Genomic DNA, 26496 nt, shown 5'->3' with positions numbered 1-26496 from the left:
CACGCACGAAGGCTGCCGGACAAGAACTCGAAACGAACGGGTTACGAAAACATTTCGTAAGTCTTGAGGGGCTGTTCATCCATGGCCGAGACTTCCGGCACAGGCGATCCGTGTCCGGATCTCGCGCGGCGGACGCCTCCCGTGATGAGACGAACGAGGAGACAGCCATGTCCACGTCGGCGACAACCAGGGTGCTCGCCACGCTCGCGGCGATCGGCCTGGGCGCCCTCGCCGCCGTCGCACCCGCGACGAGCGCGACCGCCTACCAGCCGAGCCCGGCGAACCTGTACGTGGCGGACAATGCCGCCGCCTGCAACAAGCGCCCGTGCGTGCTCTACCCGAAGTCCGCCCAGCTGCCCGGCGGCCGGCTGGTGGCCGCGTACGAGAACAGCCAGGCCGACCCGGTCGGGCAGACCATCCCGATCCACGCCAGCGACGACAACGGCACCACCTGGCGCAAACTCGCCGACGTCAAGGCGCCCGCCTACCTGTCCGCCGATCCCGCCTACGCGAAGTACACCAGCAACTGGACCAACCCGAACCTGTACGTGCTGCCGCAGACCGTCGGCGACCTGGCCGCCGGCACCCTGCTGCTGGCCAGCGTCGTCTCCGGCGACGACGCCTACTACCGCGAGCAGAAGGCGGCGAACCCGGCCTGGACCCCGACCCGGGACGGCGACCGCAGGGACATCGCCCTGGCCCTCTACGCCAGCACCGACCAGGGCGCCACCTGGACCGTGGTCAACCTCATCGCCACCGGCGGGTGGCAGGGGATCAGCGTCTCGACCGCCAACACCTACGCCCAGCAGGATCCGGTCTGGGAGCCGTACCTGACCGCGCGCAACGGCCAGTTGGTCGTCTACTACTCCGACGAGAACGACTACCTCGGCTACGACAGCGGCACCGGCGTGCCGGTCATCGACCCGGCCAACGCCACCGCGGCGGACTCCCGCGGCCAGCTTCTGGTCCACAAGACCTGGACCGGCCGCGGCACCGCCACCTGGAGCGCCCGGCCGGTCGTCGACGTGCCCGGCGCCACCGTGGACCGCGGCAACGGCAAGACCCAGATCGGCGGCGGCCGGCCCGGCATGACCACGATCGCGCCCACCACCGACGGAAAATGGCTGCTCACCTACGAGTACTGGGGTGGCGGGACGGACACCCGCTACCGGCTCGCCGGCGACCCGCTCACGTTCTACAGCGGCACCGACGCCGCGGTCACCGCGCTGCCCGTGCCGGCCGGCGGTCACCCGCTCGCCACCGGCGGCAGCCCGGTGCTGCTGGCCATGCCGGACGGCCGGATCGTCTACAACGCCAGTGGCAGTGGCAGCGTCTGGGTCAACGAGTCCGGCCTGAGCACCGGCGCCTGGAAGGAGTACCAGACCTCGATCCCGGCCGGGTACAGCCGCGACCTGCGGTACGTCACCGGCACCGGCCGCGTCCTGATCCTGCAGGCCGCGTGGGCCGGCGGCAGCGTCGGACCGGTCCGCTACGCCGACGCCGACCTCGGCCGCTCCGACGGCACCTACTACACCCTGGTCAACCGGCTCACCGGGCAGGCGCTCAGCCCGGAGGCCGGCAAGACCCAGGACGCCAACCTCACCGGCGACACCCCGGACCTGCTCCTGCAACCCGTCGACGCCGCGAACGACGGCCAGCGCTGGCACCTGACCGGCACCGGCGGCACCACCACGCTGCTCGACAAGGCCGGCGGCCGGGCCGCCGCGATCTGGACCGGCTCGGCGACGGCCGGGCAGCGCCTGGCCCAGTGGGCCGACGACGGCGCCACCGACAAACAGTGGACCCTGATCGCCGGCCCGAACGGCTATTACCAGCTCCGCTCGGTGCGCAACCCGGCCCTGTACCTGACCGGGGCCACCGCCGGCGGCGCGGTCACCCTGGGCACGGCACTCACCGCCCCGGCCGACCAGGCCCAGCAGTGGCAGCTCGTGCCGGAGACCGTGGCCACCTCGTTCACGCTGCGGGGCGCCAACTCCGGCCGTTGCCTCGACGTGCCCGGCGGCGCCACCGGGGTGCCGCTGCAGATCTACGACTGCACCGGCAACGCCAACCAGCTGATCACCGCCACCGCCGCCGGTGACCTGCGCGTCGCCGGCAAGTGCCTGGCCGCCTCGGGCGACGGGGTCACGCCCGGCACCGCGCTCATCCTCTGGACCTGCAACGGCCGGACCGGCCAGCAGTGGTCGACCCGGCTCGACGGCTCGGTGGTCAACCGGTCCAGCGGCCTGGCGATCGACGTCACCGGCTGGGCGACGGCCAACGGCTCACCCGTGCAGCTCTGGACCGCCCTGGGCAACGCCACCCAGCGCTGGACCCACGGATAATCCGGCGCACCCGCTATTGCATCAAATCAGTTTGATGTAATCTGCGGGGCATGACGGCAGCGGCGCCCGGGTTCGTGACCGCCGCCGGGCATCCGGTCCGGTGGCGGCTGCTCACCGAGCTGGCCCGCGGCGACCTCGCCGTGCACGAGCTGACCGCGCTGCTCGGCCAGCCGCAGAACCTCGTCTCCTATCACCTGGGCAAGCTGCGCAAGGCCGAGCTGGTGACCGCCCGGCGCAGCAGCGCGGACGGCCGGGACAGCTACTACTCCCTCGACCTGACCCGGTGCGGCGACCTGCTGTCCGGCGCCGGCGCCACGCTGCACCCCGGGCTGCGACTCACCCGGCCGGCACCCGCCGGGCCGGTCACTGGGCGGGTGCTGTTCCTCTGCACGGGCAACAGTTCGCGCTCGCAGATGGCCGAGGCGCTGCTGACCGCCCGCACCGCCGGGTCCGTGCGGGCGGTCAGCGCCGGGAGCAAACCCAAACCGATTCATCCGTACGCGGTGAGCACCCTGGCCGCCCGCGGCATCGACCTGTCCGCCGCCCGTCCCAAACACCTCGACACGTTCGCCGGGCAGCGATTCGAGCACGTGATCACCCTGTGCGACCGGGTCAAGGAGGTCTGTCCCGAGTTCCCCGGCCACCGGCGACCGGCGCACTGGAGCATCGCGGACCCGGCCGCCGCCCCCGGCGAGCCATCGGCGTTCGAGCGCGTCGCCGACGAGCTCGACCGGCGCATCGGCTTCCTGCTGCACACCCTCGTCCACCACTCGGAGAAGGCACTATGACCAGCCCTGCCGATGACGGCACCGTCAGCGTGCGTTACCTCGTCGACGATGTCGCCGCCGCACTCGACTTCTACACCGGCCCTCTCGGGTTCACCCCGATCAGCACGTTCCCGCCCGCGTTCGCCGACGTCCGGCGCGGCAAGCTGCGGCTGTTGCTGTCCGGCCCGGACAGTTCCGCCGGCCGGGCCATGCCCGACGGGCGCCGTCCGCACCCCGGGGGCTGGAACCGCATCCATCTGATCGTCGCCGACCTCGACTCCGAGGTGGCCCGGCTGCGGGCCGCGGGCGTGGTGTTCCGCAGCGACGTCGTCACCGGCCCCGGCGGCCGGCAGATCGTCCTGGACGACCCGGCCGGCAACCCCGTCGAGCTCTTCCAGCCGGCCCGTGCCTGAGCTGCCCGGCACGCGGCACCGCGCCGAGCTGGCGACCGTGCTGCGGGAGTGGGGCCGGATCGGCTGTGTCGGCTTCGGCGGGCCGCCCGCGCACATCGCGCTGCTGCGCAAGCTCTGCGTCGAGGACCGTAAGTGGCTCGACGCGCGGGAGTTCGAGGACGCCATCGCCGCCTGCAACCTGCTGCCCGGCCCGGCCTCGACCCAGCTGGCGATCTTCTGCGCCTGGCGGGTCCGGGGCCGGGCCGGCGCGCTGCTCGGCGGCGCCGCGTTCGTACTGCCCGGGCTGGTCGCGATCCTCGCGCTGGCCGCGCTGTTCCTCGGCGACCCGCCCACCTGGGTCGAGGCCGCCGGAGCCGGCGCCGGCGCGGCGGTCGCCGCGATCGCCCTGCAGGCCGGCGCCGGCCTGATCCCGGCCGGCTGGCAGCGGGCCGCCCGGCCGGGCACCCGGGCGCGGTGGGCGGGATACCTGCTGCTCGGCGCGGTCGCCGCGGCGACCGTCGGGCCGTGGCTGGTGCTGCTGCTGATCGCCGCCGGTGTCGCCGAGGTCGTCGTCCAGCGGCCGCCGGGCGACGGACGCCGGCCGGTCACCGCCGTTCCACTGCTGGCCGCGGCCGGGCTCGGCGGGGGGGTGCTGCTCCCGCTGGCCTGGACCGCGCTGAAGGTCGGCGCGCTCTCCTACGGCGGCGGCTTCGTGATCATCCCGCTCATGCAGGCCGACGCGGTCGGCCGGCACCACTGGATGACCCCCACCCAGTTCCTCGACGCCGTCGCGCTCGGGCAGATCACCCCCGGCCCGGTCGTGCACACCGTCGCCGTGGTCGGCTACGCCGCCGCCGGGCTCGGCGGCGGCCTGCTCGCCGCCGTCGTCGCGTTCGCGCCCTCGTTCACGTTCGTCCTGCTCGGCGCGGACCGCTTCGACCGGCTCCGCGACAACCGGCGGGTCCGCGCGTTCCTCGACGGCGCCGGCCCGGCCGCGATCGGCGCGATCCTCGGCTCCGCGGTCCCGCTGGTCCGCGCCCTGACCGAGCCCTGGCAGTACGCCGTGCTCGCGGGCGCGGCCGTCCTCACCCTCGGCCTGCGCCGCGGCCCGGTCCTGACCCTGCTCACCGCCGCCGCGGCCGGCATCCTGATCGTGTTCGCCGGCGGCGCCCTCCCCCGCTGAGCCGTCCGCGGCCGTTCCGGGCCGGCGGCGTCAGGTGTCGCGGCGCAGCGAGGTGAGCGCCCACAGCTCGGCGATCCGGCCGTCGCGGACGCGATACATCTCCAGCATCGTCGCGGGCTCGCCGGCGATGCCGTGCATGGTCAGCCGGGCGGCCACGGTCTCCCCCTCGACGATCACGTCCTCCACGGTGACCCGGGCGTCCGGAAAGGCCTGGTGCAGGCCGCTCCAGGCGTCGACGATGCTCTGCGGACCGGCTTTCCGGATCGCGTGGCTGTAGAAGTCCGGCGTGAAGATGTCCAGCGCCGCGGCGTGATCGTGGTCGTTGAAGGCCGTGTACATGCGATGCGCGAGAGCGCGGATCCGATCGGTCACGAGCGATCAGGCTACCGGGGCCGGTCCGGATCAGCGTTCGATGACCTTCATCTGGTCGTCGGTGTGGTGGCCACCCTCGGCGACGGGCAGCGCGGTCAGGGTGGCGAGCTGCTCGGGCGTGAGCGTGACGGCGTCCGCCGCGGTGTTCTCCTCGACCCGGGTGACCCGCTTGGTGCCGGGGATCGGGACGACGTCGTCGCCCTGGGCCAGCAGCCAGGCCAGGGCGACCTGCGCCGAAGTCGCGCCGGCCTGCTCGGCGACCGCCCGCACCTGGTCGGCGAGGCGCACGTTGCGCGCGAAGTTCTCGCCGGTGAAGCGCGGGTTGGACCTACGGAAGTCGCTGTCGTCGAGCTTCTCGACGTCGGCCGGGGTGCGCAGCGCGCCGGTGAGGAAGCCGCGGCTCAGCGGCGAGTAGGCGACCAGACCGATGCCCAGCTCACGCAGCACCGGCAGGATCTGCTCCTGGTCGCGCGTCCACAGCGAGTACTCCGACTGCAGCGCGGTGATCGGGTGCACGGCGTGCGCGCGGCGGAGCGTGCCGATCCACGCCTCGGACAGCCCGAGGTACCGGATCTTGCCCTGTCGCACCAGGTCGGCGAGCGCGCCGATGGTGTCCTCGATCGGTGTGCCCGGGTCGACGCGGTGCTGGTAGTAGAGGTCGATGTGGTCGGTGCCGAGCCGCTTGAGCGAGCCCTCGACCGCGGTACGGATGTTGGCCGGGCTGCTGTCCAGGCCGCCGGGGACCCGGCCGTCGTGCGAGATCAGGCCGAACTTGGTGGCCAGCACGACCCGGTCGCGGCGCCCGGCGAGGGCCCGGCCGACCAGTTCCTCGTTGACGTACGGGCCGTAGATCTCGGCGGTGTCGACGAGGGTGACGCCCAGGTCGAGGGCCCGGTGGATGGTGCGGATCGACTCCGCGTCATCGGTGCCGGCGCCGCTGTACCCGTGCGACATGCCCATCGCGCCGAGGCCGATCCGGCCAACTTCGAGATCACCGAGCGTTGCGGTACGCATGGTTCCGTCCTTACGTCGTACGGCGGAAAAGGTTTTGATCTCCTATCAAAGCGGACCGGGCCGGCGGCCGGGAGTGCCTGGCGAAACAGGTACCAGCAGGGCACCCCAGCCGGGCCGGTCGTAGGGTTCGGGCATGGCACAACGACTGGTCAGCGTCTGGCAACCGTTCTTCCTCGGCAGCGCGAGCCGGGACGCCGCGGTCGAGGCCGCGCGCGAGCTCGAGGAGCTGGGCTACTCCCGGATCTGGTTCTCGGCCGGCTTCGGCGACGACGTCCCGGCCCGCTTCCGGGAGATCCTGGACGGGACCGGGCGGATCGGGGTCGCCCCGGGCATCGTGAGCATCTGGCACTCGTCGCCGCCCGAGGTGGCCGCGTTCGCCCGAGACGCGGAGCGGGCCCATCCCGGCCGGTTCCTGCTCGGGCTCGGCGCCAGCCACGCCGTACTGGTGGAGAAGGACGGCACCGACTACCGCCGGCCGTACTCGAAGATGGTTTCCTACCTGGACGGTCTCGACCAGGCCGGCTTCCCGCGCGAGCGGCGGATCCTGGCCGCGCTCGGCCCGCGGATGCTGGAGCTGTCCCGGGACCGGTCGGCCGGCGCGCATCCGTACTTCATCCCGGCCGAGCACACCGCCGAGGCCCGGGCCGCGCTCGGCGCCGACCGGCTGCTCGCCCCGGAGGTCGCGGTGGTCCTCGACCCGGATCCGGTGACCGCGCGGGCCACCGCCCGCAAGTACACCGCCGGCTACCTGACGCTGCCGAACTACACCAACAACCTGCGACGGTTCGGCTGGGCCGACGAGGACTTCGCCGCCGGCGGCAGCGACCGCCTGGTCGACGCGATCATTCCCTGGGGTACGGCCGAGCAGGTCGCCGCCGGGCTGGAGAAGCACTACCGGGCCGGCGCGGACGAGGTCGCGATCCAGGTCCTCAACGGCGGCGACGCCAGGTCGTTCCCGGCGGACGCGTTCCGCGCGCTCGCCACGGTCCTGATCGGACGCCGGTAAATGTTTCCTTCGAGGAAAGAGTCTGATACTTTCCTCGAAGGAAACATTCGTCCGCTCCGGAAGGCACCTCGATGGACAGCTCCGATGCCGCCAACGCCCTCGCCGAGATGGAACGCCGCGCTCAGCAGACCGTCGACCGGGGCGGGCCGCGCCGGCTGCCGCCCTGGTTCGTCTACGGCACCGCCGCCGCCCTGGTCCTGCCCTGGGCCTCCGCCGACCTCAACGGGTGGCCGTCGACCGCGCTGATCCTCGCCTCCGGCCTGGCCGTGGTCGCCCTGACCGTCACCCTGGAGCGGGTCACCGGGGTGCGGTTGCGGATGCGGATGCGCAGCCTGCGCCTCGGGCCGCCGATCGCGTACGGCCTGGCGGTCGTCGCCGTCGGGATCCTGGTCGGCTCGGTCCTGCGGTTCTACGACGTGCCGGTCGCCGGCACCGTCGCCGGCGTGGCCGCGGGCATCGTCTGGGTCGCCGCCGCGGGCCGGGTGCAGGCCGCCGCGGTCCGGCCGGGGCGGCGATGAGCGCCGGGCAGCCGGCCGGTTTCAACGAGCTGCTGCACGCGCCGGTCCGGCTCAGCATCGTGTCGCTGCTGGCGCCCGCGGTGCACGTCGAGTTCGGGTTCCTGCGCGAGGCGACCGGGATGACCGACTCGGCGCTGAGCAAGCAGATCGGCGCGCTGCAGGACGCGGGCTACGTGGAGCTCAAGCGCACCGGCCGGCGCGCCACGGTCCGCCTCACCGAGCCGGGGCGGGCGGCGCTCGCGGCCCACGCGCGGGCGCTGCGGGCCATGCTCGGGGTGGCCCTGGACGCCGGGCCGCACTGAGCGACGATCACCTCCGCCCGGCCCTGGAGACCGTGGCGATCAGGGCGATGAGCGCGAGCCCGCCGACCGCCGCGCTGTAGCCGAGCGCGGTGTGGATCAGGCCGTACCGGGTGCTGACGATGCCGGCGATGACGGCCGGCACGGCGAACGCCGCGTACCCGAGGACGTAGGTGGCGGCGATCAGCGCGCCCCGTTCGGCGGGCCGGGCCAGGGCGACGAGGCCGCGGAAGGTCCCGGAGAAGGCGAGGCCGAAGCCGGCTCCGGCGACGACGGTGCTGAGGTAGAAGACGCTCACACTGGCCAACGCCGTCGCGACGACGGTCAGGCCGGATCCGGCGGCGAGCACCGCGCAGCCGACGGCCACGCAGGTGCCGGCGGCCCAGTCCTTCGTGGCCAGGGTCGCGAGGCAGGCGCAGCCGGTCAGCAGCGCCACCGAGATCGCGCCGGGCAGATGGCTGACGGTGTGGCTGAGCGCCCTGGCCAGGCTCGGGCCGAGGGAGAGATAGAAGCTGTTCAAAGCCCAGGTCGACAACAACGCCGGTACGGCGGCGGCAAAGGCCGGCCGGGCTTCGGCGGGGACCACGACCCGCACCCGCAACACCGGCCGGACCCGGTCGGTCACCGATTCGTCGGCCCGGGCGGCCACGGCCGCCGCGAGCGACCCCAGCAGGGCGAGGATCACCAGATAGACGAGCCGGGACGGGCTCCACGCGTACTGCACGAGCAGTCCACTCAGCAGCGCCCCGGCCGCGAGACCGCCGGTGGACAGCCCGGCACCCAGCAGCGCGGCCAGGCCCGGACGCCGGCGCGGCTGCAGGTCGAGCAGAGCGGCCGAGGCGACGGCCGTGAGCAGACCGGTGGCGAACCCCTGCAGGGCACGGGCGGCGATCAGGAACGCCAGTCCATCGGCGGCGGCGAACAGCACCAGGCTGACCGCGAGCAGGGCGCTCGCGGTCAGCGCCACCGGCTTGCGGCCGATCTCGTCGGAAATGCCCCCGAAGACCAGCAGGGAAACCAGCAACGGTACGGCGTAGACGGCGAAGACCACGGTCAGCGTGCTGTCGGTGAAGTGCCAGCGCAGCGCGTAGTCGGCGTAGAGCGGGCTCGGGGCGCTCGCCGCGACGTAGCACAACCCGAGCAGCGCGGCGAAGGGCCAGAACCCGCGCTTCGCGCGATCGGCGGCGGCCGGTGGGATCGGGGGCACCTGGGTGCTCATGGGCTGCTTTCCGGGGTGAAGCATGGATCCACCGTGACCGTCTGAGTTGGGAAAAACAAGTCAGATGTGACGTCCGTGACGGCTGAGTTGGAAAAATTGCTAAAGTGGGCGAGCTTCAGCAGCTCCACCGGAGGCGAGATCCATGCCCATCGCAAAACTGCGGGACAGCAGCTGTTCCGTGTCGCGCAGCCTGTCCGTGCTCGGCGAGCGCTGGACCCTGCTCATCCTGCGGCTCGCCTTCGAGGGCGAGACCCGGTTCGAGTCGTTCCGCGGCAACCTCGGGGTCGCCGCCGACGTGCTCGCCGACCGGCTGAACACGCTGATCGAGAACGGCATCCTGACCCGGGACCCGTACCAGGACGCGGGCAGCCGCACCCGGTACGAGTACCACCTGACCCCGGTCGGCCGGGAGCTGCACGTGATCATCGCCGGGCTCCAGCAGTGGGGCGACGACCACCTGCCCCGGCCGGAGAGCCCCACCGTGGTGCGCCGGCGGCACGAGAGCGACGCGCCGGTCCGGGTCGCCTTCGTCGACGACAGCGGCAGCGAGGTGCCACTGGACGAGGTCGAGGCGGTCCGCACCGCGACCTACCCCCGGTAGCCCCGACCGGTTGCTGACCTCGGTTGCCGAGGATCGGCGCCATGTTCATCACCGCCACCGCCCGAGCCGGGCGATACTTCCCGCCATGGCGACGCCTGGGCCGACGGGCACCCGCTCCGTCTCGGGCCGCGCCCCGGTCCCGCCACACCTCAGGCGAAGTCCCCGAGGTTCTCGGCGATGAAGGCGTGCAGGCCGCGCGGACGATCGCCGGTGAGCGACTCGACGTCGTCCGACAACCAGGCGGCGTCACCCTGCGCGATCAGGCCGAAGGCCTGGGCGTTCGAGGTCGCGACGGGCTCGGGCAGGCCGGCGAGGATCATCACGCTCCGATGGTCCTCGGGTGAGGTCCGGCGGTACTCGACCGGGTACCCGAGCGCGTCGGTGAGTTCCCTGGCCACGTCGGCGTAGGTGACCAGCTCGGGCCCGGTCAGCAGGTAGGTCTTCGCGGCGTGCGGCGCGGGCGCGGTCAGGATCGCCGCCGCCGCGGCCGCCACGTCGCGCGCGTCGGTCAGGCCGACCCGGCCGTCACCGGCGGACATCAGGAAGCCCCGGGTCTGCTTGACCATGGGGGCGAGGGCGAACAGGTTCTGCGGGTAGGCGTTCGAGCGCAGCAGCGTGTACGCCACCCCGCTGGCCAGCAGGTGCGCCTCGATCCGGGCCTGGCCGCGGCGCCGGTCGACCGGGGAGTCGGCCGATGCCTTGCTGGTGACCTTGACGATGTGGGTGACGCCGTGACGCACCGCGCTGTCGATGACCGCGATCTCCTGTGCGGGCACGGCCGGGCTGACCAGCAGCACCGTGTCGATGCCGCGCATGGCGGCGTCGAGCGTGTCCGGGCGGTCGAAATCCCCGACGGCGATCTCGGCGCCGTGCGGTGCACGCGAGGCGTCGCGGACCAGAGCACGGGCCGGATTCCGCGCGGCGGTGAGCAGCCGGACGGCTTCCGAGCCGACCCGGCCTGTCGCGCCGGTGACCAGCACGTTTGGCTGCTGAACAGTCATCGGTCCCCCTTCAGATTGGATTGACCTATCCAGTCTTGACACCATAGGATTGGATAGTCAAGTCCAATCTTGGGAGCGTGAAGTGATGCCACCCACGGCGCGGCACGAGGCGGCGACCCAGAAGGGCCGGGCGACCCGGGACCGGATCATCGCGGCCGCGGCCGACCTGATGTACCGGCACGGCGTGGCCGGGACGAGCACTCCGGCGGTCCGCGACGCGGCCGGTGTCAGCTCCTCCCAGATCTACCACTACTTCGCCGACAAGGACGCGCTCACCCGGGCGGTGATCGCCCATCAGTCCGAGGCGGTCCTGTCCCACCAGGCACCCCTGCTGGCGCGGCTCGACAGCTTCGACGCGCTCCGATCCTGGCGCGACGTGGTGGTGGACGCGGCCCGGCGGGCGAACGGCGCCGGCGGCTGCCCGCTGGGCAGCCTGTCCAGCGAGCTGGCCGACGACCACCCGTGGGCCCGCGAGGCCCTGGCCGCTGGCTTCAACGCCTGGCACGAGGCGATCCGCGGCGGCCTCGCCACCATGCGGGACAACGGCGTCCTGCGCGCTCGGACCGACCCCGGCAGGCTGGCCCTGGCACTGCTGACCGCCCTGCAAGGAGGGTTGCTGCTCGCCCAGGCGCAGCGGAGCACCGACGCGCTCGAAGCCGCCCTGGACACCGTGATCGACCATATCCACGATCACGCCGCGGCCACCCGCGAGCCGGCCGTCCTCGGTCACGGAATCGATTCCGGCAACAACTCGTCACCGTCGCTTCCGGACCATTAAAAGAGGGCACCGAAAATACCGGCGAGAGCCTTGGACGCCGATCACATGACCTTGACGATCCGGCCGGCCCCGGCCATTCTGGGCAGCGATCGAATGAGAACCGGCGGGAGAGCGATGACGACTACGAGCAACGAGGTTCAGCACCGGATGGCGACGACCGCGCAGCTCTGCGCCGTCCGGCGCGACGTGCTGGCCCACGTCGGCAACCGCTGGAGCTCCCTGGTCCTCACCCTGCTGGCCGACGCCCCCCGGCCGTACTCGGTCATTCTCAAGTCGTGCGCCATCACCCCGCGGATGCTCACGCTCAACCTCCGCGAGCTGGAGCGCGACGGCCTGATCACGCGCGTTCCGGCGGCCGGCGCGCGGGCCCGGGTGGCCTACGCGCTGACCGACGCGGGCCGGTCGCTGTGCTCGATCATCGGGTCCCTGATCTCCTGGTCGGACCAGCACCACGAGCACATCGTCGACAGTCGCGACCGGTTCGCCGCCGCGGTCTAGACGGTCGCCAGCAGGGCTTCGGCGATCTCGGCCGGCTTCGACAGCATCGCCATGTGGCTGCCCGGCACCGGCACCGGCCGCACCCCGAGCCGGGCCGCGAACTCGTCGCCCGGCCGGGCCAGGGACTGGTCGGCCACGCCCAGCAGGTAGGCCGCCGGCAGCCCGGCCTCGACCACGGTCGGCACGTCCAGGGCGTCGACCATGTAGCCGCCCGGCTGCGGCAGGGTCAGCCCGAAGACCAGTTCCTGCAGCTCGGCGGACTCGTCCTGCATCAGCCCGGCGCGGACCGCGTCGAGCGGGATCGACACGGTCCGGTCGGGCGTCGCGGCGATCGAGTCGAGGATCGCCTTGCCGTACACCTCGTTCTCGTCGCCCATGCTCGCGCCCCGCGCGGGGACGACCGCGTTGTAGTACACCACCTTGGCGATGCGGCCGGTCAGGCGATGCGCGGCGCCGGTGGCCGGGTAACCACCCCAGCTGTGCGCGACCAGAACGACGTCACGCAGGTCGCGCGCCTCGATCTCGCGGACCACGAAGTCCACGGCGTCGGCCAGCCCCAGCCCCACCGGGGAGCTTCCGTAGGACAGCCCGGGCATGGTCAGCGCCACCACGTCGTGCCCGGCCGCCCGCAGCAGCCCGGCCACCGGATGCCAGGACCAGGCGCCCATCCAGGCGCCGGGCACCAGAACGAACGTGCGCTTTGCGGAATACTGCGAAGTAGTCATCATTCACCTTTGGGGACCGCGCCGACAATTGTGCTGTGCCGAAACGTAGTGCGGTGAAGAGCGCCGGACAATGCGCGAAGCGGTGACGTCCATCGCGCACAAATGTGTTCCCGGACAACGGCGGGAACGATTCCTCAGGCCAGGTGCAGCATCTGCCGGGTGGCGGTCAGCGCCGTGCCGAAGTGGACACCGTCGCGCCGGATCTTCGCCATCACGCTGGCGCCCATCCACAGGTCGTAGAGGATCCGGGCGGTCTCCCGGGGCGTGTTGACCACCGTGACCGAGCCGTCCTCGACACCGGTCGCGATCGCGGTCTCCAGCCGATCGATGATCCCGCCGGTCCCGGCCGCGAGCGAGAGGCGCATCGGCTCGGACAGGTCGGCGACCTCGGCGCCCAGCTTGACCGCGAGGCATTTGCCCTGGCAGTCGTTGTAGCTCTGGTTGTCGGACCAGCTCGCCCAGTAGTTCATCAGCCGCTGGGCGGTGGTCAGGCCGGGCTCGCGCAGGAAGTCGTCCATCTCCGCCAGGTACTCGACGAAGTACTCGTCGAGCAGGGCCTGGCCGAAGGCGTCCTTCGACGCGAAGAAGTGGTAGAACGAGCCCTTCGGCACCCTGGCCTCGCCGAGCACCTCGTTGAGGCCGACCGCGGCGTAGCCCTTGCTCGCGACGATGCGCCGCGCGGTGTCGAGGATGCGACGACGGGTGTCTTCCCTGGCGGCCGGCATGGCCGCCACCCTAACACTAAGTAGACCAGTCGTCTAAGACCCGCAAGATCAAGACAGGCAAAGAAACACAAAAATTATTCGGTACGGCAGCAGCAGACGCGCCCGCCCATCGCGTTCAGAGGGAGGAACCTTCCCCCGGCAACCGAGGAGTCACCCCCGATGGCAGTCAACCGCAGGAAGCTCAAGCTGGGGATCGCCATGTCGGCCGTCGCGATCGTCGCGCTGGGCGTCGGCATCGGCACCGCGAACGCCGGCACCCGCGGCCCCTGGCACAGCGACAAGCCGCACAAGAGCGCGCCCGCCACGACCTCCCCCACGAAGGCCTCGCCGGCCGTCACCTCCCCCGCGCCGAGCGCGACCACGCCGAAGCCGGCAACGTCCGCCTCCGCGACGACCGTCGCGTCCACGTCCGCCTCGGCCACCACCGGCGTCAAGCCGGCCGCGTGGACCCCGCCGCCGGCGAACGCGACGTTCGACTACCAGATCGGCGGCGCCTACACCCCGCCGTCCGGTGTCACCGTGGTCAGCCGCGACAGCGGGGCGGCGCCGGCCGCCGGGCTCTACAACGTCTGCTACGTCAACGCGTTCCAGGCCCAGCCCGGCGACGAGTCGTGGTGGAAGACCAACCACAACGACCTGCTGCTGCACGACGCGAAGGGCAACCTCGTCATCGACGAGGACTGGAACGAGATCATGCTGGACTTCTCCACCGAGGCCAAGCGCACCGCGCTGACCACGATCGTGGGCGGCTGGATCGACCAGTGCGCCACCAAGGGGTTCCAGGCCGTCGAGCCGGACAACCTGGACTCCTACACCCGGTCGAAGGGCCTGCTGACCCAGGCGCAGGCGATCGCGTACGCCACCTCGCTTGCCACTCGGGCGCACGCCAAGGGGCTGGCCATCGGGCAGAAGAACACCGCCGAGCTGAGCAGCGCGAACGCCAAGAAGATCGGGTTCGACTTCGCGGTCGCCGAGGAGTGCGCCGACTTCGACGAGTGCGGCGCCTACACCGCCTCGTACGGAAACAATGTGATCGTGATCGAGTACTCGAAGAGCGGCTTCACCAAGGCGTGCAGCGGCTACGGCAGCCGCTTGTCGGTCGTGCTGCGCGACGTCGACGTCACCACCCCGGGATCGAAGTCGTACGTCTACCAGGCGTGCTGAGCCGCTGTCCCGATTCCGCAACGCCACCGAGACCTCCGGCGCCCACCAGGCGTCCGGGGGTTTCCGGCGTCCAGGCGAACAGATCACGATGACCACTGACTTCGACGACTTCGTGCACGGCCGTGGCCGGGCACTGCTGAAATTCGCGTACGTGCTCTCCGGCGACGCGCACCTGGCCGAGGACCTGGTCCAGGAGGTGCTGGCCCGGCTGCACCGGCGCTGGGACCGGATCACCGCGATGGACAACGCCGAGGCGTACGTGCGGACCGCGATCGTGCGGCAGTTCCTGTCCTGGCGGCGGCGCCGCGCGTACCGCGAGGCGGTCCTGGCCGAGGTGCCCGAACCGGCCGGCTCCGACGCGCCCGAGCAGCGGCTGCTGGCCCGCGATCAGATGTGGCAGTTGCTGCGCGGGCTGCCCCGCGCGCAGCGGGCCGTGCTGGTCCTGCGCTTCTACTGCGACCTGCCGGACGAGGAGATCGCCGCGCTGCTGGGCGTCGGCCGGTCCACGGTGCGCTCGCAGGCGACCCGCGCGCTGGACCGGATGCGCACGATCATGAGCGAGAGAGGAGCCCACGGCGATGGATGACCTGAACCGGATACTCGCGGAGACCATGCACGACGCCGCCGGCCAGGCCCCCGCAGGTGTGGGACTGCTCGCCGACGTGCACGGGCGCTCCCGTCGCTACCGCCGGCGGCGGGTCGCCACGCTGACCGCGGTGGCCGCCGCCGTGGCCGTGGTGGCCGCCGCCGTCCCGATCCTGACCGTGCTCACCGGCCGGCCGCAGCACACCACGCCGCCGGCCGCGTCGGCCCCGGTCGTGCCGCTGACCCCGACCAGCGCGGCCCCGTCGCCCGCCGCCTCGGCGCGCAGCCGGCCGTCGAGCCAGGTCACGTCGTCATCGGCGAAGTCCGCGGCCGGGACCGGCACGGTGACGCTGACCGCGGGCTGGAAGGCGCCGACGTTCCCCTACACCCTGCCGGCCACCGACGGGATGAGCGCGCCGGTCGGCTCGATGAGCGGCGGCAACCCGGTCGCGTTCTTCGAGGCGACCGAGCTGCAGCACCACGCGGACGTCACGATCACCGTCTCGGCGCGCAAACCGACGTTCGGCACCGCCGCCGGTGAGACGGCGCGGCAGGTGCGCGGGCACGCCGGCACGCTGCGGACGGTGGACGCGACGCCCGCCAAGCAGCTCACCCTCTACTGGAAGGAGTCGTCGAGCCGGTGGATCCAGCTGGCCACCGACGACACCTACACGCCGGACCAGGTGGTCGCGCTGGCCGACGCGATGACGGGCGGGGCGGTCGCCGTACCGCCGCCTTTTGATCTTGATCTGAGCCCGGCCGCGACGGTGACCGACGAGGTCAGCGCGTCCCGGATGGTCTTCCGGTCGCCGGCGGCGGCGCCCGGCGCCGGCGGGTTCGCCACCGTGCTGCGCAAACGGCAGCAGCTCAGCGGCGTCAACCGGAAGGTCGGCGGGCGCGACGCCGTGCTGACCCGCCGGACCGGTGAGGTGACGCTGGCGGTCGACGTCCCCGACTGGGACGCGACGCTGCAGATCACCGTCGGCGGCGGCCTCACCATCAGCGACGCCGACCTGCTCCGGTACGCCGCCGGCGTCCATGTCCTGAACCGCTCGAACCCGGAATGACCGGGGTCAGGCCTTGGCGAGCTCGCCGAGCACGGTGACCAGGACGTCGGCGGCCCCGGCCGAGGAAGCCGGGTTCTGGCCGGTGATCAGCAGGCCGTCGCGCACCACGTAGGAGCCCCAGTCGGCGCCCTTGGAGTAGACGCCACCCTTGGCCGTCAGCTCGTCCTCGACCAGGAACGGCACCACGTCGGTCAGGCCGACCGCGGCCTCCTCGCTGTTGGTGAAGCCGGTGACCGGGCGGCCCTGCACCAGCGGCGTGCCGTCCGGGTCGGTGACGTGCCGCAGCACGCCGGGGGCGTGACAGACCAGCGCGACCGGCTTGCCGGCCCGCAGGGTGTCCTCGATCAGCTTGATCGAGTCGGGGTCCTCGGCCAGGTCCCACAGCGGGCCGTGGCCGCCGGGGTAGAAGACCGCGTCGTAGTCGGCCGGGTCGACCGTGCCCAGCACCAGCGTCGAGTCCAGCGCGGCGGACGCCTTCGGGTCGGCCTCGAAGCGGCGGGTGTCGTCGGTCTGCGAGTCGGGCTCGTTGCTCTTCGGGTCCAGCGGCGGGCGGCCGCCCTTCGGCGACGCGAGGGTGATCGTGGCGCCGGCCTGTTCGAGCCGGTAGTACGGCGCCGCGAGCTCCTCCAGCCAGAAGCCGGTCTTGCGGCCGGTGCTGCCCAGCTCGTCGTGGGAGGTCAGAACGATCAGAACGTTCATCACAGAACCCTTCGTTCGCCGCGCGCCTTGCGGTGCCCGGGTGGCCGCCTTGGCCACGCCCCGAACGTTAGACGACTGGTCTACTAGCCGCAAGTCGAGGTGCCGGCGCCGGCCGCCGGAACCGCCGGCGCGCCGCCCGGACCCAGCGCAGCGCCACGTTCAGCACCCGCAACGACCGGTAGGACCCGGCGGCCACCAGGCGATGACGCAGGCGGTCCCCGCCGGCCGGCGGTGGATAGCCGCCGGGCGGCAGATACGACCGATAGTGCCCGGCCATCCGGTCGAAGAAACGGGCACGCGAGCCGGCCGGCACCCGCGACGCGTTCATCAGCACCCGCAGGTAGTGCCAGATCATCCGGCGGAAGAGCAGCCCGCGGATCGCGTCGCCGGGCGGCGCCACCTCGTCGACCAGCCGCCAGGTACGTTCCCAGTGGTCGAAGATCTCGAAGTGCCGGTCGCTCACCGTCCGGGTGATCCCACCGGTCTCGCGCTGCCGATAGTGCACACAGGCCCGGGGCAGGGCGGTGATCCGCCGCGCGGCCAGCAGGATCGGGTAGGTGAAGGAGACGTCCTCGTACCATCCGGGGCCGAAGGTGAGGCCCAGCTCGACCAGCAGTTCACGGCGGACCACCTTGTTCCACGCCACGTGCAGCACGTCGAGGATCCGGGGCCACTGCTCGACCGTGAACGTCACCGGGGCCGCGGCGAGCAGGGCGCCGGCCGTGCCGGGGTCGACCCGGCCGGTCCAGTGCACCCGGTCGTACCCCGTCACCAGCACGTCGGCGTCCGTCTCGCGCAGCCGCTGGGCGACCTCGGCCAGCGCGCCGGGCGCCAGCCAGTCGTCGCTGTCGACGAACCACACGTACTCGCCGGAGGCGAGCTCGAGGCCGGCGTTGCGGGCCGGGCCGAGACCGACGTTCACCGGCAGGGACACCACCCGCAGCCGCGGGTCGCGAGCGGCGTACCCGGCGAGGATCGCGCCACTGCCGTCGGGCGAGCAGTCGTCGACCGCGATCACCTCGACGTCGGCGCAGGCCTGGTCCAGGATCGAGTCCAGGCAGGGCCGCAGGAAGTCCTCGACTCGATGGACCGGAACGATGACGGTGAGCAGGGTCATGGGCGGACCTGGGCAGAGGTCGGCGCAAAGGCGCGCAGAACGAGCATCACGGCGCTCCGAGGTGTCGGTCGCCCGACGCGCACGTGGTGGCCGCGGCAGAGCGAGTGGGTCGGCACAGTGGACAGCTCGGGTGACAGGCAGTCACCGGCAAGCGCGCCGACGCTATGGCCCGGCGGCTGAAGGAGAGCTGAACAGCGAGCCGGCCGGTTAGCGCAACGTCGCGAAAATGTCGGTGGCGAGCGGGTGCCCCGGGGTCCGGCCGGGTTCCCGGTACCACTCACGGCCGGCGAGCGCCGCGAACAGCGGCCCGGGGAGCCGGCTGAGGACGGCGAGGGTGCGCGGGCCCCGGCCACCCTCCGCCTGGCTCGCGTGGGCGCGCATCGCGGCCCGCTTCTGCCCCAGATACGGTCGTACGTCCACCACGTGGGTCAGCTCCGCGTGCGCGGTGAACACGCTGCCGGCGGCGCCCAGCGGCAGTCCCGGCAACAGCCGGCCGGCCACCCGCAGCAGTGCCAGGACCGGCCGTAGCGACCTGCGGTCGATGGTCGCCTCCAGCAACAGCGGCGTCCCGGCCAGGCGCGCGGCCAGCGCGGCGACGTGATGTACCTGAACATGATCCGGATGGCCGTAACCGCCGTGCCGGTCGTAGCCGGTCAGCACGTCGGCGCGTTCCTGCCGCAGGATCTCGGCCAGCCCGGCCGCGGCCACCTCCACCGGCACGTCGGCGAACCGTTGTGCCCCGCCGGGCCCGCTGTCCGGGGCCGGCCGGTAGTCGCCGTGCAACCCGGAGTCGAGATGACCCAGGGTCGCCACCCGGGCGCAGCCCAGCACGGACGCGGCCGCCACGAGCTCCGCCCGGCGCCGATCGGCCAGCGCGTCACCGTGCGGCTGGTCGGCCAGGCCGGCCTGACCCAGGGTCGCCACCACGAGCACGACGCGATGCCCCTCGGCGGCGATCCGGGCGAGCGTGCCTCCGGTGAGGAGGGTCTCATCGTCCGGGTGGGCGTGGAAGGCGACCACCGTGAAGCGCCGGCCACCGGCGGTCCGGTCCCCGCTCACGTGGCGCTGCCGAGCAGGCGGGCCCCACCTGACCAGGCGCCCTGTCGTTGCGCGGCGGTCTCGTACAGGGCTCCGGCCCGATCGAGAACGCCGTTCCAGTGCACCCGGGGCGCGACGGCCCGGTTGTGGCGGGCGACGCTCGCGATCCGCCCCGGATCGTCGAGCAGCGATGCGACAGTTGCCCGCAGCTCGCCGTCGGAACGCACCAGCCAGCCCTCGACCCCGTGCTGGACGAAGTCGGCGACCCCACCGCCCGCCCGGGCCACGACCGGCAGGCCGGCGCTTCGCGCCTCCAGCGCCGCGATCCCGAACGACTCGCGGGGCGCGGGCGCCAGGTAGACGTCGGAGGCGGCGAGCAGCGTCCGGATGGCGCCGCGGTCCAGCGCGCCGGTCAACTCGATCCCGGTGCCGGCTCCGGCCGCGGCGAGTTCCCGGCGCAGGCTCAGCAGCAGCGGGCCGTCACCGACCAGCACCGCCCGGAATCGCCCGGGGCCGGCGGCGTGCAGCGCCAGCAGCGCGCGCAGCAGCTCCCTCGGCCGTTTCCGGCGCACCATCCGCATGACGCTGACCAGCGTGGGAACGGCGGCGACGGGCCGGTGGGCCGGGATCAGCCACTCGGCCGGGTCGATACCGTTGGGCAGCACCGCCACGGGTACGCCGTCGAGGACCTCCCGCACCGCCGAGGCCGCCGCGCTGCTGACCGCCGCCCACACGACGGGCCACGAGGCGGCCGCGTGCCACCGGGCGTAGCGGCGCATGAGCGGGGCGACGTCGTGCCACATCGAATGCACCGACACCACCGTGGGCAGCCCGGCGGCCGCCGCCGCCCGGGCCGCCGCCCACCCGAGCGGTGAGAACGCCGAGACGTGCACGTGCAGCAGGTCGACCCGCAGTGCGGCCAGCACCTCGCGGACGGCCCGGCCGGGTCTGGTGCGATACGGACCCAGGCCCGGACCGAGATCGAACCGGTCCGCGCCCAGCCGCACCACCGGCAGACCGCCGGGGTGTGCCGTGCCGACCGGCGAGCCCGGGCCGGCGGCCGTGGTGGTGATCACCGTTGTCTCGTGGCCCCGGGCCCGCTGGCGTAGCGCCAGGTCCCGTACCTGCAATTCGATGCCGCCGAGTCGCGGCAGGTAGACGTCGGTGACGTGAGCGATACGCATGGACGGTGTCTTTCGGTTCAGGCGACTCGCGCGGTCCGACGTGCGTCGAGGCGGCGGGTGATCAGCCACACCAGCGTGGCGAGCCCCCCGACCGGAATCTCGGCCAGAAAGATGAAACCCCGGTAGAGCAGCACTCCGGCCAGCGCACCGGTCGGGTCGACACCCAGGGCGATCAGCGCCGCGACCGTCCCGGCCTCGACCGGCCCGGCGCCGCCCGGAGTGATCGCGAGCAGGGTCAGCAACCGTTCGACGACCAGCCCGGCGAAGACCACGGCGACCGCCGCGTGCACCCCCACCGCCACCATGCACAGCCACAGCAGCGCACCTTGCAGCAGCCAGTAGCCGGCCATTCCCACGCTGAGCCGGCCCCACCGGCGGCGCACCAGCTGATCAGCCCCGTCCAGCAGCCCGGTCACCTGCGCGGTCCACGCCGGCGCCCGGACCCGCCCGAGTCGGCGCCCGCACCAGATCGACAGTCGCTCGGACAGCGTCACGGCCTTCAGCAGCACCCCGGCGCGGCCCGCGAGCGCGGCCACCACCAGGATCCCGGCGGCCGCCCCGGCCGCGGCGCCCACCAGCAGCAATGCCCGGTGCCGGCCGGTTTCGACGGCGCCGCACGACAGCAACGCGAGGACCGCGACCAGCGGCATCGTCAACTTCGCCACCAGGTCCCACGCCTTCGACACGACGACGAACCTGGCGAAGTCCGCACCGGTGTGTCCCCAGCCGCGCACCATGCCGAGGTTCAGCACGGTCCCCGCGACCCCGCCCAGCGGCAGCACGTTCGACACCGCGCTTCCCGACAGGTTCAGCGACAACGCCCGCCCGTGCGACAGCCCCGGCATCGATGCGGTCAGCACCAGCGTGTGCGCCCACAGACCCACCAGCCACACCACGCCCAGCCCCACCGACCACCGCCAGGGCAGCTCCCTGATCAGCTGCCACGCCGCGGACCAGGACAACCCCACCGCGGACGCGTGCCGGGCCGCCCAGTACGCCACCAGCACGCCGGCCAGCAGCAGGAGCAGGCGACGGACCGGGACCCGCGGTCCGGCGACCGGGCTATCGACGGAGCGGTCCATGGTCCCGGCCCACGTCCCGGCGCGTTCGCCGGCTGAACATCCAGGTCACGACGTCTGTCCCATCTCCGTCACCGTACCGGCGCCGTGGAGTCCGGACGGCCGTTTGCCGCGCATCGCGGCAGAGCCTCATGATCCGCAGCGCAGCCTGAAAGAACGCTGAAGCCGGCGCCCGGGACAGCACCGCGGATCCGTTCCCCAACGCCGAAGACGGCGGCGCCGCCGGGGCTCAACGCTCCGGCGGCGCCGCCGTCTTCGATCGTCCGACCAGCGGACCGCGGCGTCAGGCGGTGGGCAGCTGCTGGGCCGGCCGGGCGGTGACGACCCCGGTGGACGCGGCACTGTCCAGGTCGGTGACCAGCCACGCGGTGGCCTCGGCGCCGTCGCTCACGGTCCAGAGGTCGCCGGTGCCGTCGCTGTCGATGTCCCCGGCGTACAGGGTGACGTCCTCGCCGGTGTGGAAACTGCCGGAGAGCAGGTACGACGTGAACGTCGCGGTCCCGTCCCCGGCGGGCACGAAGTCGTTCCACAGGTAGAGCGCCCCGCTCCCGGCCTGCCGCAGGAACAGCGCGGTCCCGCCGGCGGTCTGCGCCGAGGCCAGCGTCCAGCTGCTCCAGTCGCTGCCCCCGGTCGGCGTCGGAACCGTCAGCGGCACCAGGTCCGCGTACCCGCCGCTGTAGTTCGGGTAGTAGGTCAGGAAGCTGCTGCCGTCGTCCTTACCCGCGACCCCGACCAGATCCGGGTAGTACGCCGACGCGTGGTGACCGGCGTTGACCAGCTGACTCGGACTGTGGATCTGCTGCCAGTCGCTGTAGTCGGTGCCGCTGAACGTCCCCGCGTTGATGTTGGAGTAGCTGCCGTCGGTCTCGGTCAGGAACGGCGAGCCGTCCCCGTTGCCGTGCAGGATGACCGCCCCACCGGCGTTCCGCCCCTGCGGGTAGTAGACCAGCACGTCCTGCACGGACCGCCCGGTGAAGCGCCCGGTCACGACCTGGGCCCCGTCGAAGTCGGCCGGGCTCCCCGTCTGACCGGGGCTGAACACCCCGTTGCCGTGCGAGCCCACGTCGACCGCGGACGCCAGCGTGCCGTCCCCGGCGCCCGCCGCGAGCCAGAGGCCCGAGGCGAGCCCGTGCGCACCGCCGGCGGCGACCAGGTCGGGCAGATTGTCGCCGTTGAGGTCGGCGTCGACGGCCGGCGCCGTGGTGGCGGCGAGCGCGGGCGTGCCGGCCAGCGGCAAGGCCAGGAGGAAGGCCAGCGCGGCCACCCGTACACCGGAATGAGTTCGGATCCCCGTTGTCATCACATCCATGATCTTGCATGGCCCCGAAAACCCGGGCAACCCCGTTCCGATCTGTCTACATGAGATCTTCACAACTCGCCGGAAGCGCACTCCAGAGCCAGCGCCAACGCCCCCACCAGCGGCGCGTCGTCGACGAACCGGGCCTCGACCAGCGCCGGCGCGAACGGCACCGACCTGCGCAGCACCGCCTCCACCCGGGGCATGAGGTGCCCGGCCGCGCCCATCATCCCGCCGCCCAGCACCACCCGTTCCGGGTCGAGCATCACGCACAGGTTGGCGATGGTCCGGGACAGCGTCGCCACCGTCTCGTCCAGCAGCGCCGCGACCCGTGGGTCGGCCCCGAGGGGGAACAGCTCGGCCGCGGTCACCGGCCGGCCGAGCAGCGCCGAGCCGCGCCGGGCCAGGGCCGCGCCGGACACCACGTCCTCCATCGGGGCGGCGCCGTCCGCGGCGTACCCGTCGGTGTCCCGGTCCCGCAGGTAGGCGATCTCCCCCGCCGCCCCGTGCGCCCCGGGCAGCACCCGGCCGCCGGCCACCAGCGCGGCGGCCAGCCCGGTGCCCAGGTTGACGTAGAGGCCGGTGTCGACCCCGCGCAGCGCGCCCCAGCGCAGCTCGGCCGAGGCGGCCGCGTTGACGTCGTTGTCGATCGCGACCGGCGCGTCGCCGAACTCGGCCCGGAGCAGGGCGGGCAGGGCCATCCCGTCCCAGCCGGGCACGTTCGGGGCCAGGTGGACCCGCCCGTCGCGGAGCACGCCGAAGGTCGACACACCGGCCGCCGCCGGACCAGCCAGCAGGGTCCGGGCGGCGTCGAACGCGCGGCGGACGGCCTGCTCGGCGCCGGCCGCGCCGAGCGTCGGCAGGCGCACCACGGTGTCCGGGCGGCCGCCGGTGAAGCCCACGGCCGCGGTGGCGATCGCGATCTTGGTGCCGCCGAAGTCGATCGCCAGGACCTTTCCGCCGGTCATCGGGGCTGGCCCCGGCGGGCCAGGGAGTCCAGCGCGACGGCGACGGCCAGCACCGCGGCGGTCACCATGTAACGCACCGACGAGTCCACGTTGAGCAGCAGCATGCCGTTGGTGATCGCCTGGATGACGACGATGCCGAGCAGCGCGGCGTAGGCCCGGCCGCGCCCGCCGAACAGCGAGGTGCCGCCGATCACCGCCGCGGCGATCGCCATCAGCAGGGTGTCGCTGCTGCCGGAGCTCTGGTTGACCGCGGCCAGCCGGCTGGCGGCCAGGATGCCACCGGCGGCGGCCAGGGTGGAGCTGGCGGCGAACGCGATCAGCCGGATCCGGGTGACGTTGATGCCCGCGCGCCGGGCCGCCTCGGCGTTGCCGCCGACCGCGTACATGTGCCGGCCGAACAGCGTGTGCTGCAGGACCAGGTCCAGCCCGACCACCAGGGTCGCGAAGATGATCAGCAGGAGCGGGACGCCGCGGTCGGCGGACAGGATCAGCACGACGGCGGCCAGCGCGATCGCGAGCCCGCCGAGGCCCAGCGCGGTCCGGATCGTGGACGTGACCGGCAGGTCCGCGGCGATCCGCAGGCGGCGGGTGATCAGCGCACTCGCGGTGCGGACGCCGACGATCAGGACCACGATCAGCCAGGCGACCGGCGTGGCCAGCCAGGTGTCGCTGAGGGTGGCGACGAACCCGTCGAACGGCAGGTTGATCGTCCCGCCGCTGCCCAGCAGGTACAGCATCAGCCCCTGCCAGCCGATCAGCCCGGCGAGCGTGACGACGAACGACGGCATGCCGAGCCGGGTGAACATCCACCCGTGCAGCAGCCCGATCAGCGCCGCGCCGGCCAGCGCCACCACGATCGCGGCGAGCGGGTTCCAGCCGTGGTTGACCGACAGGATCGTCATGATCACCGCGGCCAGGCCGCTGACCGAGCCGGCCGACAGGTCGATCTCGCCGAGCAGCACGACCATGATGATGCCGAGCGAGATCGTGCCGGTCGCGGCCATCTGCAGGGCCAGGTTGGTGAGGTTCTCGGCGGACAGGAACCGGTCGTTCAGCGAGCCGAACACGATCGCGATCAAGACCAAACCCAGGACCACGGGCCAAGATCCGATTTCGGTACGGCGTAAGCGCGCCAGCGCCGTCATGCGATGTCTCCCGTGCTGGATCCGGTGATGGCGGCGACGACTGCCTCCGGGGTGGACTCGGCGGTCCGGAACTCCCCGGCGTTGCGGCCCAGTCGCAGGACGACGATGCGGTCGCTGACCGCCCGTACGTCGGCAAGGTTGTGGGAAATGACCAGCACGGCCAGGCCGTGGTCGCGCAGGCGCCGGATCAGGTCGAGGACCTGGGCGGTCTGCTCGACGCCGAGCGCGGCCGTCGGCTCGTCCAGGATGACCACGCTCGGGTCGGCGACCAGGGCCCGGGCGATGGCCACCGACTGGCGCTGCCCGCCGGAGAGCATCGCCACCGGCACCCGGATGTCCCGGATCCGCACGTCGAGCGAGGTCAGCAGGTCCCGCGAGGCGCGTTCCATCCGGATCGGGCGCAGCACCGACCAGCGGGAACGTTCCGCGCCGAGGAACAGGTTGGCGACCACGTCGAGGTTCTCGCACAGGGCCAGGTCCTGGTGGACGGTGGCGATGCCCAGCTGTTGCGCGTCGTGCGGTGTGCTCATCCGTACCGGCGAATCGTCTTTCTGAAGTTGACCTTGATCCGGAATGACCACCCCGGAGAGCACTTTGACCAGGGTGGACTTGCCGGCGCCGTTGTCGCCGACCAGGGCGACGACCTCGCCGGGGGCCAGGTCCAGGCTCACGTCGTCGAGAGCCTGGACCGCGCCGTAGCGCTTGGAGACGTGGCTGGCGGAGAGCACTACTTGATGCCCTCTCGGTCGCACGCGGCCTTGACCGGCGCCGTGCAGATGTCGGCCGCCTGGTAGAAACCGTCCTTGACGATGGTGTCCTTGACCTTGTCGGCGGTGACCGCGATCGGGTCGAGCAGGAACGACGGGATCTGCCCGGTCTTGTTGTCGACCTGCGTCGGCGCCTGCGGGGTCTGCTTCTGCACGACCGCGACGGCCAGTTCGGCGGCCTTCTCGGCCTCGCTGCGGATGTCGAGGTAGATGGTCATGTACTGCTCGCCGGTGAGGATCCGCTGCACCGCCGCGAGCTCGGCGTCCTGCCCGGTGATCGGCGGCAGCTTGGCGTAGCCGGCCCGCTTGATCGCCGCGATCGCGCCGCCGGCCATGCCGTCGTTGGCCGACAGCACGCCGGTGACGGTGTCCCGGCCCAGCGCGGTGATCGCCTGTTCCATCTCCTGCTGGGCCTTGTCCGGGCTCCAGTCCGGGGTGTCGAACTCGCGGCCGATCTTGACCTTGCCGTCGAGCACGTTGTGCGCGCCGGTCTTGTAGTCGGCCGAGCTGGGGTCGGTCGGCGAGCCGTTGATCATGACGATCTGGCCCTTGTCGGTGGTCCCGTTCTTGCCGAGCGCGTCGAGCAGCGCCTGGCCCTGCATCTCGCCGACCCGGACGTTGTTGAAGCTGACGTAGTAGTCGTAGGTGATGCCGGAGATCAGCCGGTCGTAGGCGATCACCGGGACCTTGGCGCGCTTGGCCTGGTTGACCAGGGAGGCCACCGCGCTGGCGTCGACCGCGTCCAGGACCAGGGCGTTCGCGCCCTGGGTCAGGGCCGCCTCGACCTGCTGCTGTTGCTTGGCGGCGTCCTGGTCGGCGTTGAAGTAGAGCACCTTGCAGTCCGCGCACAGGGTCTTGACCTTGGCCTCGAACAGCGGCCGGTCGAACGCCTCGTAGCGGGTGGTCTTGGATTCAGGCAAAAACATGGCGATAGTTTTTGAGT

At 72.5% G+C, this 26496-nt stretch carries 29 protein-coding genes; 13 read left to right on the top strand and 16 right to left on the bottom strand.

Going from position 1 to position 26496, the window contains the following annotated elements:
- Positions 1-167: 167 nt before the first annotated feature.
- From L3i22_RS23405 to chrA, 4 genes are read left to right on the top strand one after another with little or no spacing between them, the layout of a single operon-like run.
- Positions 168-2345, top strand: coding sequence for an RICIN domain-containing protein (locus tag L3i22_RS23405; protein ID WP_221329084.1), 2178 nt, complete (start codon positions 168-170; stop codon positions 2343-2345).
- 50 nt (positions 2346-2395) lie between these two features.
- Positions 2396-3133, top strand: coding sequence for a metalloregulator ArsR/SmtB family transcription factor (locus tag L3i22_RS23400; RefSeq protein WP_221329083.1), 738 nt, complete (start codon positions 2396-2398; stop codon positions 3131-3133).
- On the top strand, positions 3130-3525 hold the full coding sequence (locus L3i22_RS23395; RefSeq protein ID WP_221329082.1) for a VOC family protein: 396 nt from the start codon (positions 3130-3132) through the stop codon (positions 3523-3525). Before L3i22_RS23400 ends, L3i22_RS23395 begins: the two co-directional genes overlap by 4 nt.
- A complete protein-coding gene (chrA, locus tag L3i22_RS23390) occupies positions 3518-4687 on the top strand; it encodes a chromate efflux transporter (protein ID WP_255658525.1) in 1170 nt (389 codons plus the stop codon). The genes L3i22_RS23395 and chrA overlap by 8 nt, the downstream gene beginning before the upstream one ends.
- Before the next feature lie 30 nt (positions 4688-4717).
- On the opposite strand, the gene L3i22_RS23385 is transcribed toward chrA, so the two are convergent.
- Positions 4718-5059, bottom strand: a complete 342-nt coding sequence (locus L3i22_RS23385) for an ester cyclase (protein ID WP_221329081.1) — start codon at positions 5057-5059, stop codon at positions 4718-4720.
- A gap of 30 nt (positions 5060-5089) precedes the next feature.
- Positions 5090-6073, bottom strand: coding sequence for an aldo/keto reductase (locus L3i22_RS23380; protein ID WP_221329080.1), 984 nt, complete (start codon positions 6071-6073; stop codon positions 5090-5092).
- Between the two features lie 133 nt (positions 6074-6206).
- Between L3i22_RS23380 and L3i22_RS23375 the strand changes: the two genes are divergently transcribed.
- The 3 genes from L3i22_RS23375 to L3i22_RS23365 all read left to right on the top strand — a co-directional run bounded on the left by L3i22_RS23375 (position 6207) and on the right by L3i22_RS23365 (position 7899).
- Positions 6207-7079 carry an LLM class F420-dependent oxidoreductase gene (locus L3i22_RS23375; RefSeq protein ID WP_221329079.1) on the top strand — a complete coding sequence of 291 codons (873 nt, stop codon included), beginning with the start codon at positions 6207-6209 and terminating at the stop codon, positions 7077-7079.
- Positions 7080-7150: 71 nt separating this feature from the next.
- On the top strand, positions 7151-7597 hold the full coding sequence (locus L3i22_RS23370) for a hypothetical protein (RefSeq protein ID WP_221329078.1): 447 nt from the start codon (positions 7151-7153) through the stop codon (positions 7595-7597).
- Entirely contained in the window at positions 7594-7899 is a 306-nt protein-coding gene (locus L3i22_RS23365) for a transcriptional regulator (protein WP_221329077.1), read from the top strand. Before L3i22_RS23370 ends, L3i22_RS23365 begins: the two co-directional genes overlap by 4 nt.
- A 7-nt stretch (positions 7900-7906) precedes the next feature.
- Here L3i22_RS23365 and L3i22_RS23360 read toward each other — a convergent pair whose 3' ends face one another.
- Complete coding sequence (locus tag L3i22_RS23360) at positions 7907-9115, bottom strand: MFS transporter (RefSeq protein WP_221329076.1); 1209 nt, start codon at positions 9113-9115, stop codon at positions 7907-7909.
- Between the two features lie 142 nt (positions 9116-9257).
- Between L3i22_RS23360 and L3i22_RS23355 the strand changes: the two genes are divergently transcribed.
- Entirely contained in the window at positions 9258-9716 is a 459-nt protein-coding gene (locus L3i22_RS23355) for a helix-turn-helix domain-containing protein (RefSeq protein WP_221329075.1), read from the top strand.
- 149 nt (positions 9717-9865) lie between these two features.
- Here L3i22_RS23355 and L3i22_RS23350 read toward each other — a convergent pair whose 3' ends face one another.
- The gene (locus L3i22_RS23350) at positions 9866-10717 is read right to left on the bottom strand and encodes an NmrA family NAD(P)-binding protein (RefSeq protein ID WP_221329074.1); all 852 of its coding nucleotides are present in this window, start codon (positions 10715-10717) and stop codon (positions 9866-9868) included.
- An 85-nt stretch (positions 10718-10802) separates the two neighbouring features.
- On the opposite strand from L3i22_RS23350, the gene L3i22_RS23345 reads away from it, so the two are divergent.
- Together L3i22_RS23345 and L3i22_RS23340 are read left to right on the top strand one after the other, a co-directional pair.
- Positions 10803-11495 (top strand): TetR/AcrR family transcriptional regulator, encoded by a 693-nt coding sequence (locus L3i22_RS23345; protein WP_221329073.1) that lies wholly within the window; start codon positions 10803-10805, stop codon positions 11493-11495.
- A 114-nt stretch (positions 11496-11609) separates the two neighbouring features.
- Positions 11610-11993, top strand: coding sequence for a helix-turn-helix domain-containing protein (locus tag L3i22_RS23340; RefSeq protein WP_221329072.1), 384 nt, complete (start codon positions 11610-11612; stop codon positions 11991-11993).
- Here L3i22_RS23340 and L3i22_RS23335 read toward each other — a convergent pair.
- Positions 11990-12718, bottom strand: coding sequence for an alpha/beta fold hydrolase (locus tag L3i22_RS23335; protein WP_221329071.1), 729 nt, complete (start codon positions 12716-12718; stop codon positions 11990-11992). The genes L3i22_RS23340 and L3i22_RS23335 overlap by 4 nt on opposite strands.
- A 134-nt stretch (positions 12719-12852) precedes the next feature.
- Positions 12853-13443, bottom strand: coding sequence for a TetR/AcrR family transcriptional regulator (locus L3i22_RS23330; protein WP_221329070.1), 591 nt, complete (start codon positions 13441-13443; stop codon positions 12853-12855).
- 159 nt (positions 13444-13602) lie between these two features.
- On the opposite strand from L3i22_RS23330, the gene L3i22_RS23325 reads away from it, so the two are divergent.
- From L3i22_RS23325 to L3i22_RS23315, 3 genes are all read left to right on the top strand, one after another.
- Positions 13603-14607: an endo alpha-1,4 polygalactosaminidase gene (locus L3i22_RS23325; protein ID WP_221329069.1), complete on the top strand. Its 1005-nt coding sequence runs from the start codon at positions 13603-13605 to the stop codon at positions 14605-14607.
- 88 nt (positions 14608-14695) lie between these two features.
- Entirely contained in the window at positions 14696-15193 is a 498-nt protein-coding gene (locus L3i22_RS23320) for a SigE family RNA polymerase sigma factor (protein WP_221329068.1), read from the top strand.
- On the top strand, positions 15186-16259 hold the full coding sequence (locus L3i22_RS23315) for a hypothetical protein (protein ID WP_221329067.1): 1074 nt from the start codon (positions 15186-15188) through the stop codon (positions 16257-16259). Before L3i22_RS23320 ends, L3i22_RS23315 begins: the two co-directional genes overlap by 8 nt.
- Before the next feature lie 6 nt (positions 16260-16265).
- Here L3i22_RS23315 and L3i22_RS23310 read toward each other — a convergent pair whose 3' ends face one another.
- From L3i22_RS23310 to L3i22_RS23265, 10 genes are all read right to left on the bottom strand, one after another.
- Positions 16266-16958, bottom strand: a complete 693-nt coding sequence (locus L3i22_RS23310; RefSeq protein WP_221329066.1) for a type 1 glutamine amidotransferase domain-containing protein — start codon at positions 16956-16958, stop codon at positions 16266-16268.
- A gap of 67 nt (positions 16959-17025) precedes the next feature.
- Complete coding sequence (locus L3i22_RS23305; RefSeq protein WP_221329065.1) at positions 17026-18075, bottom strand: glycosyltransferase family 2 protein; 1050 nt, start codon at positions 18073-18075, stop codon at positions 17026-17028.
- A gap of 207 nt (positions 18076-18282) precedes the next feature.
- Complete coding sequence (locus tag L3i22_RS23300) at positions 18283-19134, bottom strand: PIG-L deacetylase family protein (protein ID WP_221329064.1); 852 nt, start codon at positions 19132-19134, stop codon at positions 18283-18285.
- Positions 19131-20297 carry a glycosyltransferase family 4 protein gene (locus tag L3i22_RS23295; protein WP_221329063.1) on the bottom strand — a complete coding sequence of 389 codons (1167 nt, stop codon included), beginning with the start codon at positions 20295-20297 and terminating at the stop codon, positions 19131-19133. The genes L3i22_RS23300 and L3i22_RS23295 overlap by 4 nt, the downstream gene beginning before the upstream one ends.
- Positions 20298-20314: 17 nt before the next feature.
- Entirely contained in the window at positions 20315-21379 is a 1065-nt protein-coding gene (locus L3i22_RS23290) for a lysylphosphatidylglycerol synthase transmembrane domain-containing protein (RefSeq protein WP_221329062.1), read from the bottom strand.
- Between the two features lie 280 nt (positions 21380-21659).
- A complete protein-coding gene (locus L3i22_RS23285) occupies positions 21660-22676 on the bottom strand; it encodes a hypothetical protein (RefSeq protein WP_221329061.1) in 1017 nt (338 codons plus the stop codon).
- A gap of 68 nt (positions 22677-22744) precedes the next feature.
- The gene (locus L3i22_RS23280) at positions 22745-23641 is read right to left on the bottom strand and encodes an ROK family protein (RefSeq protein WP_221329060.1); all 897 of its coding nucleotides are present in this window, start codon (positions 23639-23641) and stop codon (positions 22745-22747) included.
- Positions 23638-24720 (bottom strand): sugar ABC transporter permease, encoded by a 1083-nt coding sequence (locus tag L3i22_RS23275; protein WP_255658524.1) that lies wholly within the window; start codon positions 24718-24720, stop codon positions 23638-23640. Before L3i22_RS23275 ends, L3i22_RS23280 begins: the two co-directional genes overlap by 4 nt.
- Positions 24721-24782: 62 nt before the next feature.
- A complete protein-coding gene (locus tag L3i22_RS23270) occupies positions 24783-25514 on the bottom strand; it encodes an ATP-binding cassette domain-containing protein (RefSeq protein ID WP_255658523.1) in 732 nt (243 codons plus the stop codon).
- Positions 25514-26479 carry a sugar ABC transporter substrate-binding protein gene (locus tag L3i22_RS23265; protein WP_221329057.1) on the bottom strand — a complete coding sequence of 322 codons (966 nt, stop codon included), beginning with the start codon at positions 26477-26479 and terminating at the stop codon, positions 25514-25516. Before L3i22_RS23265 ends, L3i22_RS23270 begins: the two co-directional genes overlap by 1 nt.
- Positions 26480-26496 lie beyond the last annotated feature (17 nt).

The organism is Actinoplanes sp. L3-i22 (genome assembly GCF_019704555.1).
Lineage (GTDB): Bacteria > Actinomycetota > Actinomycetes > Mycobacteriales > Micromonosporaceae > Actinoplanes.
The sequence above is the reverse complement of the archived record's forward strand: the minus strand, read 5'-3'. Positions and strand labels throughout refer to the sequence as shown.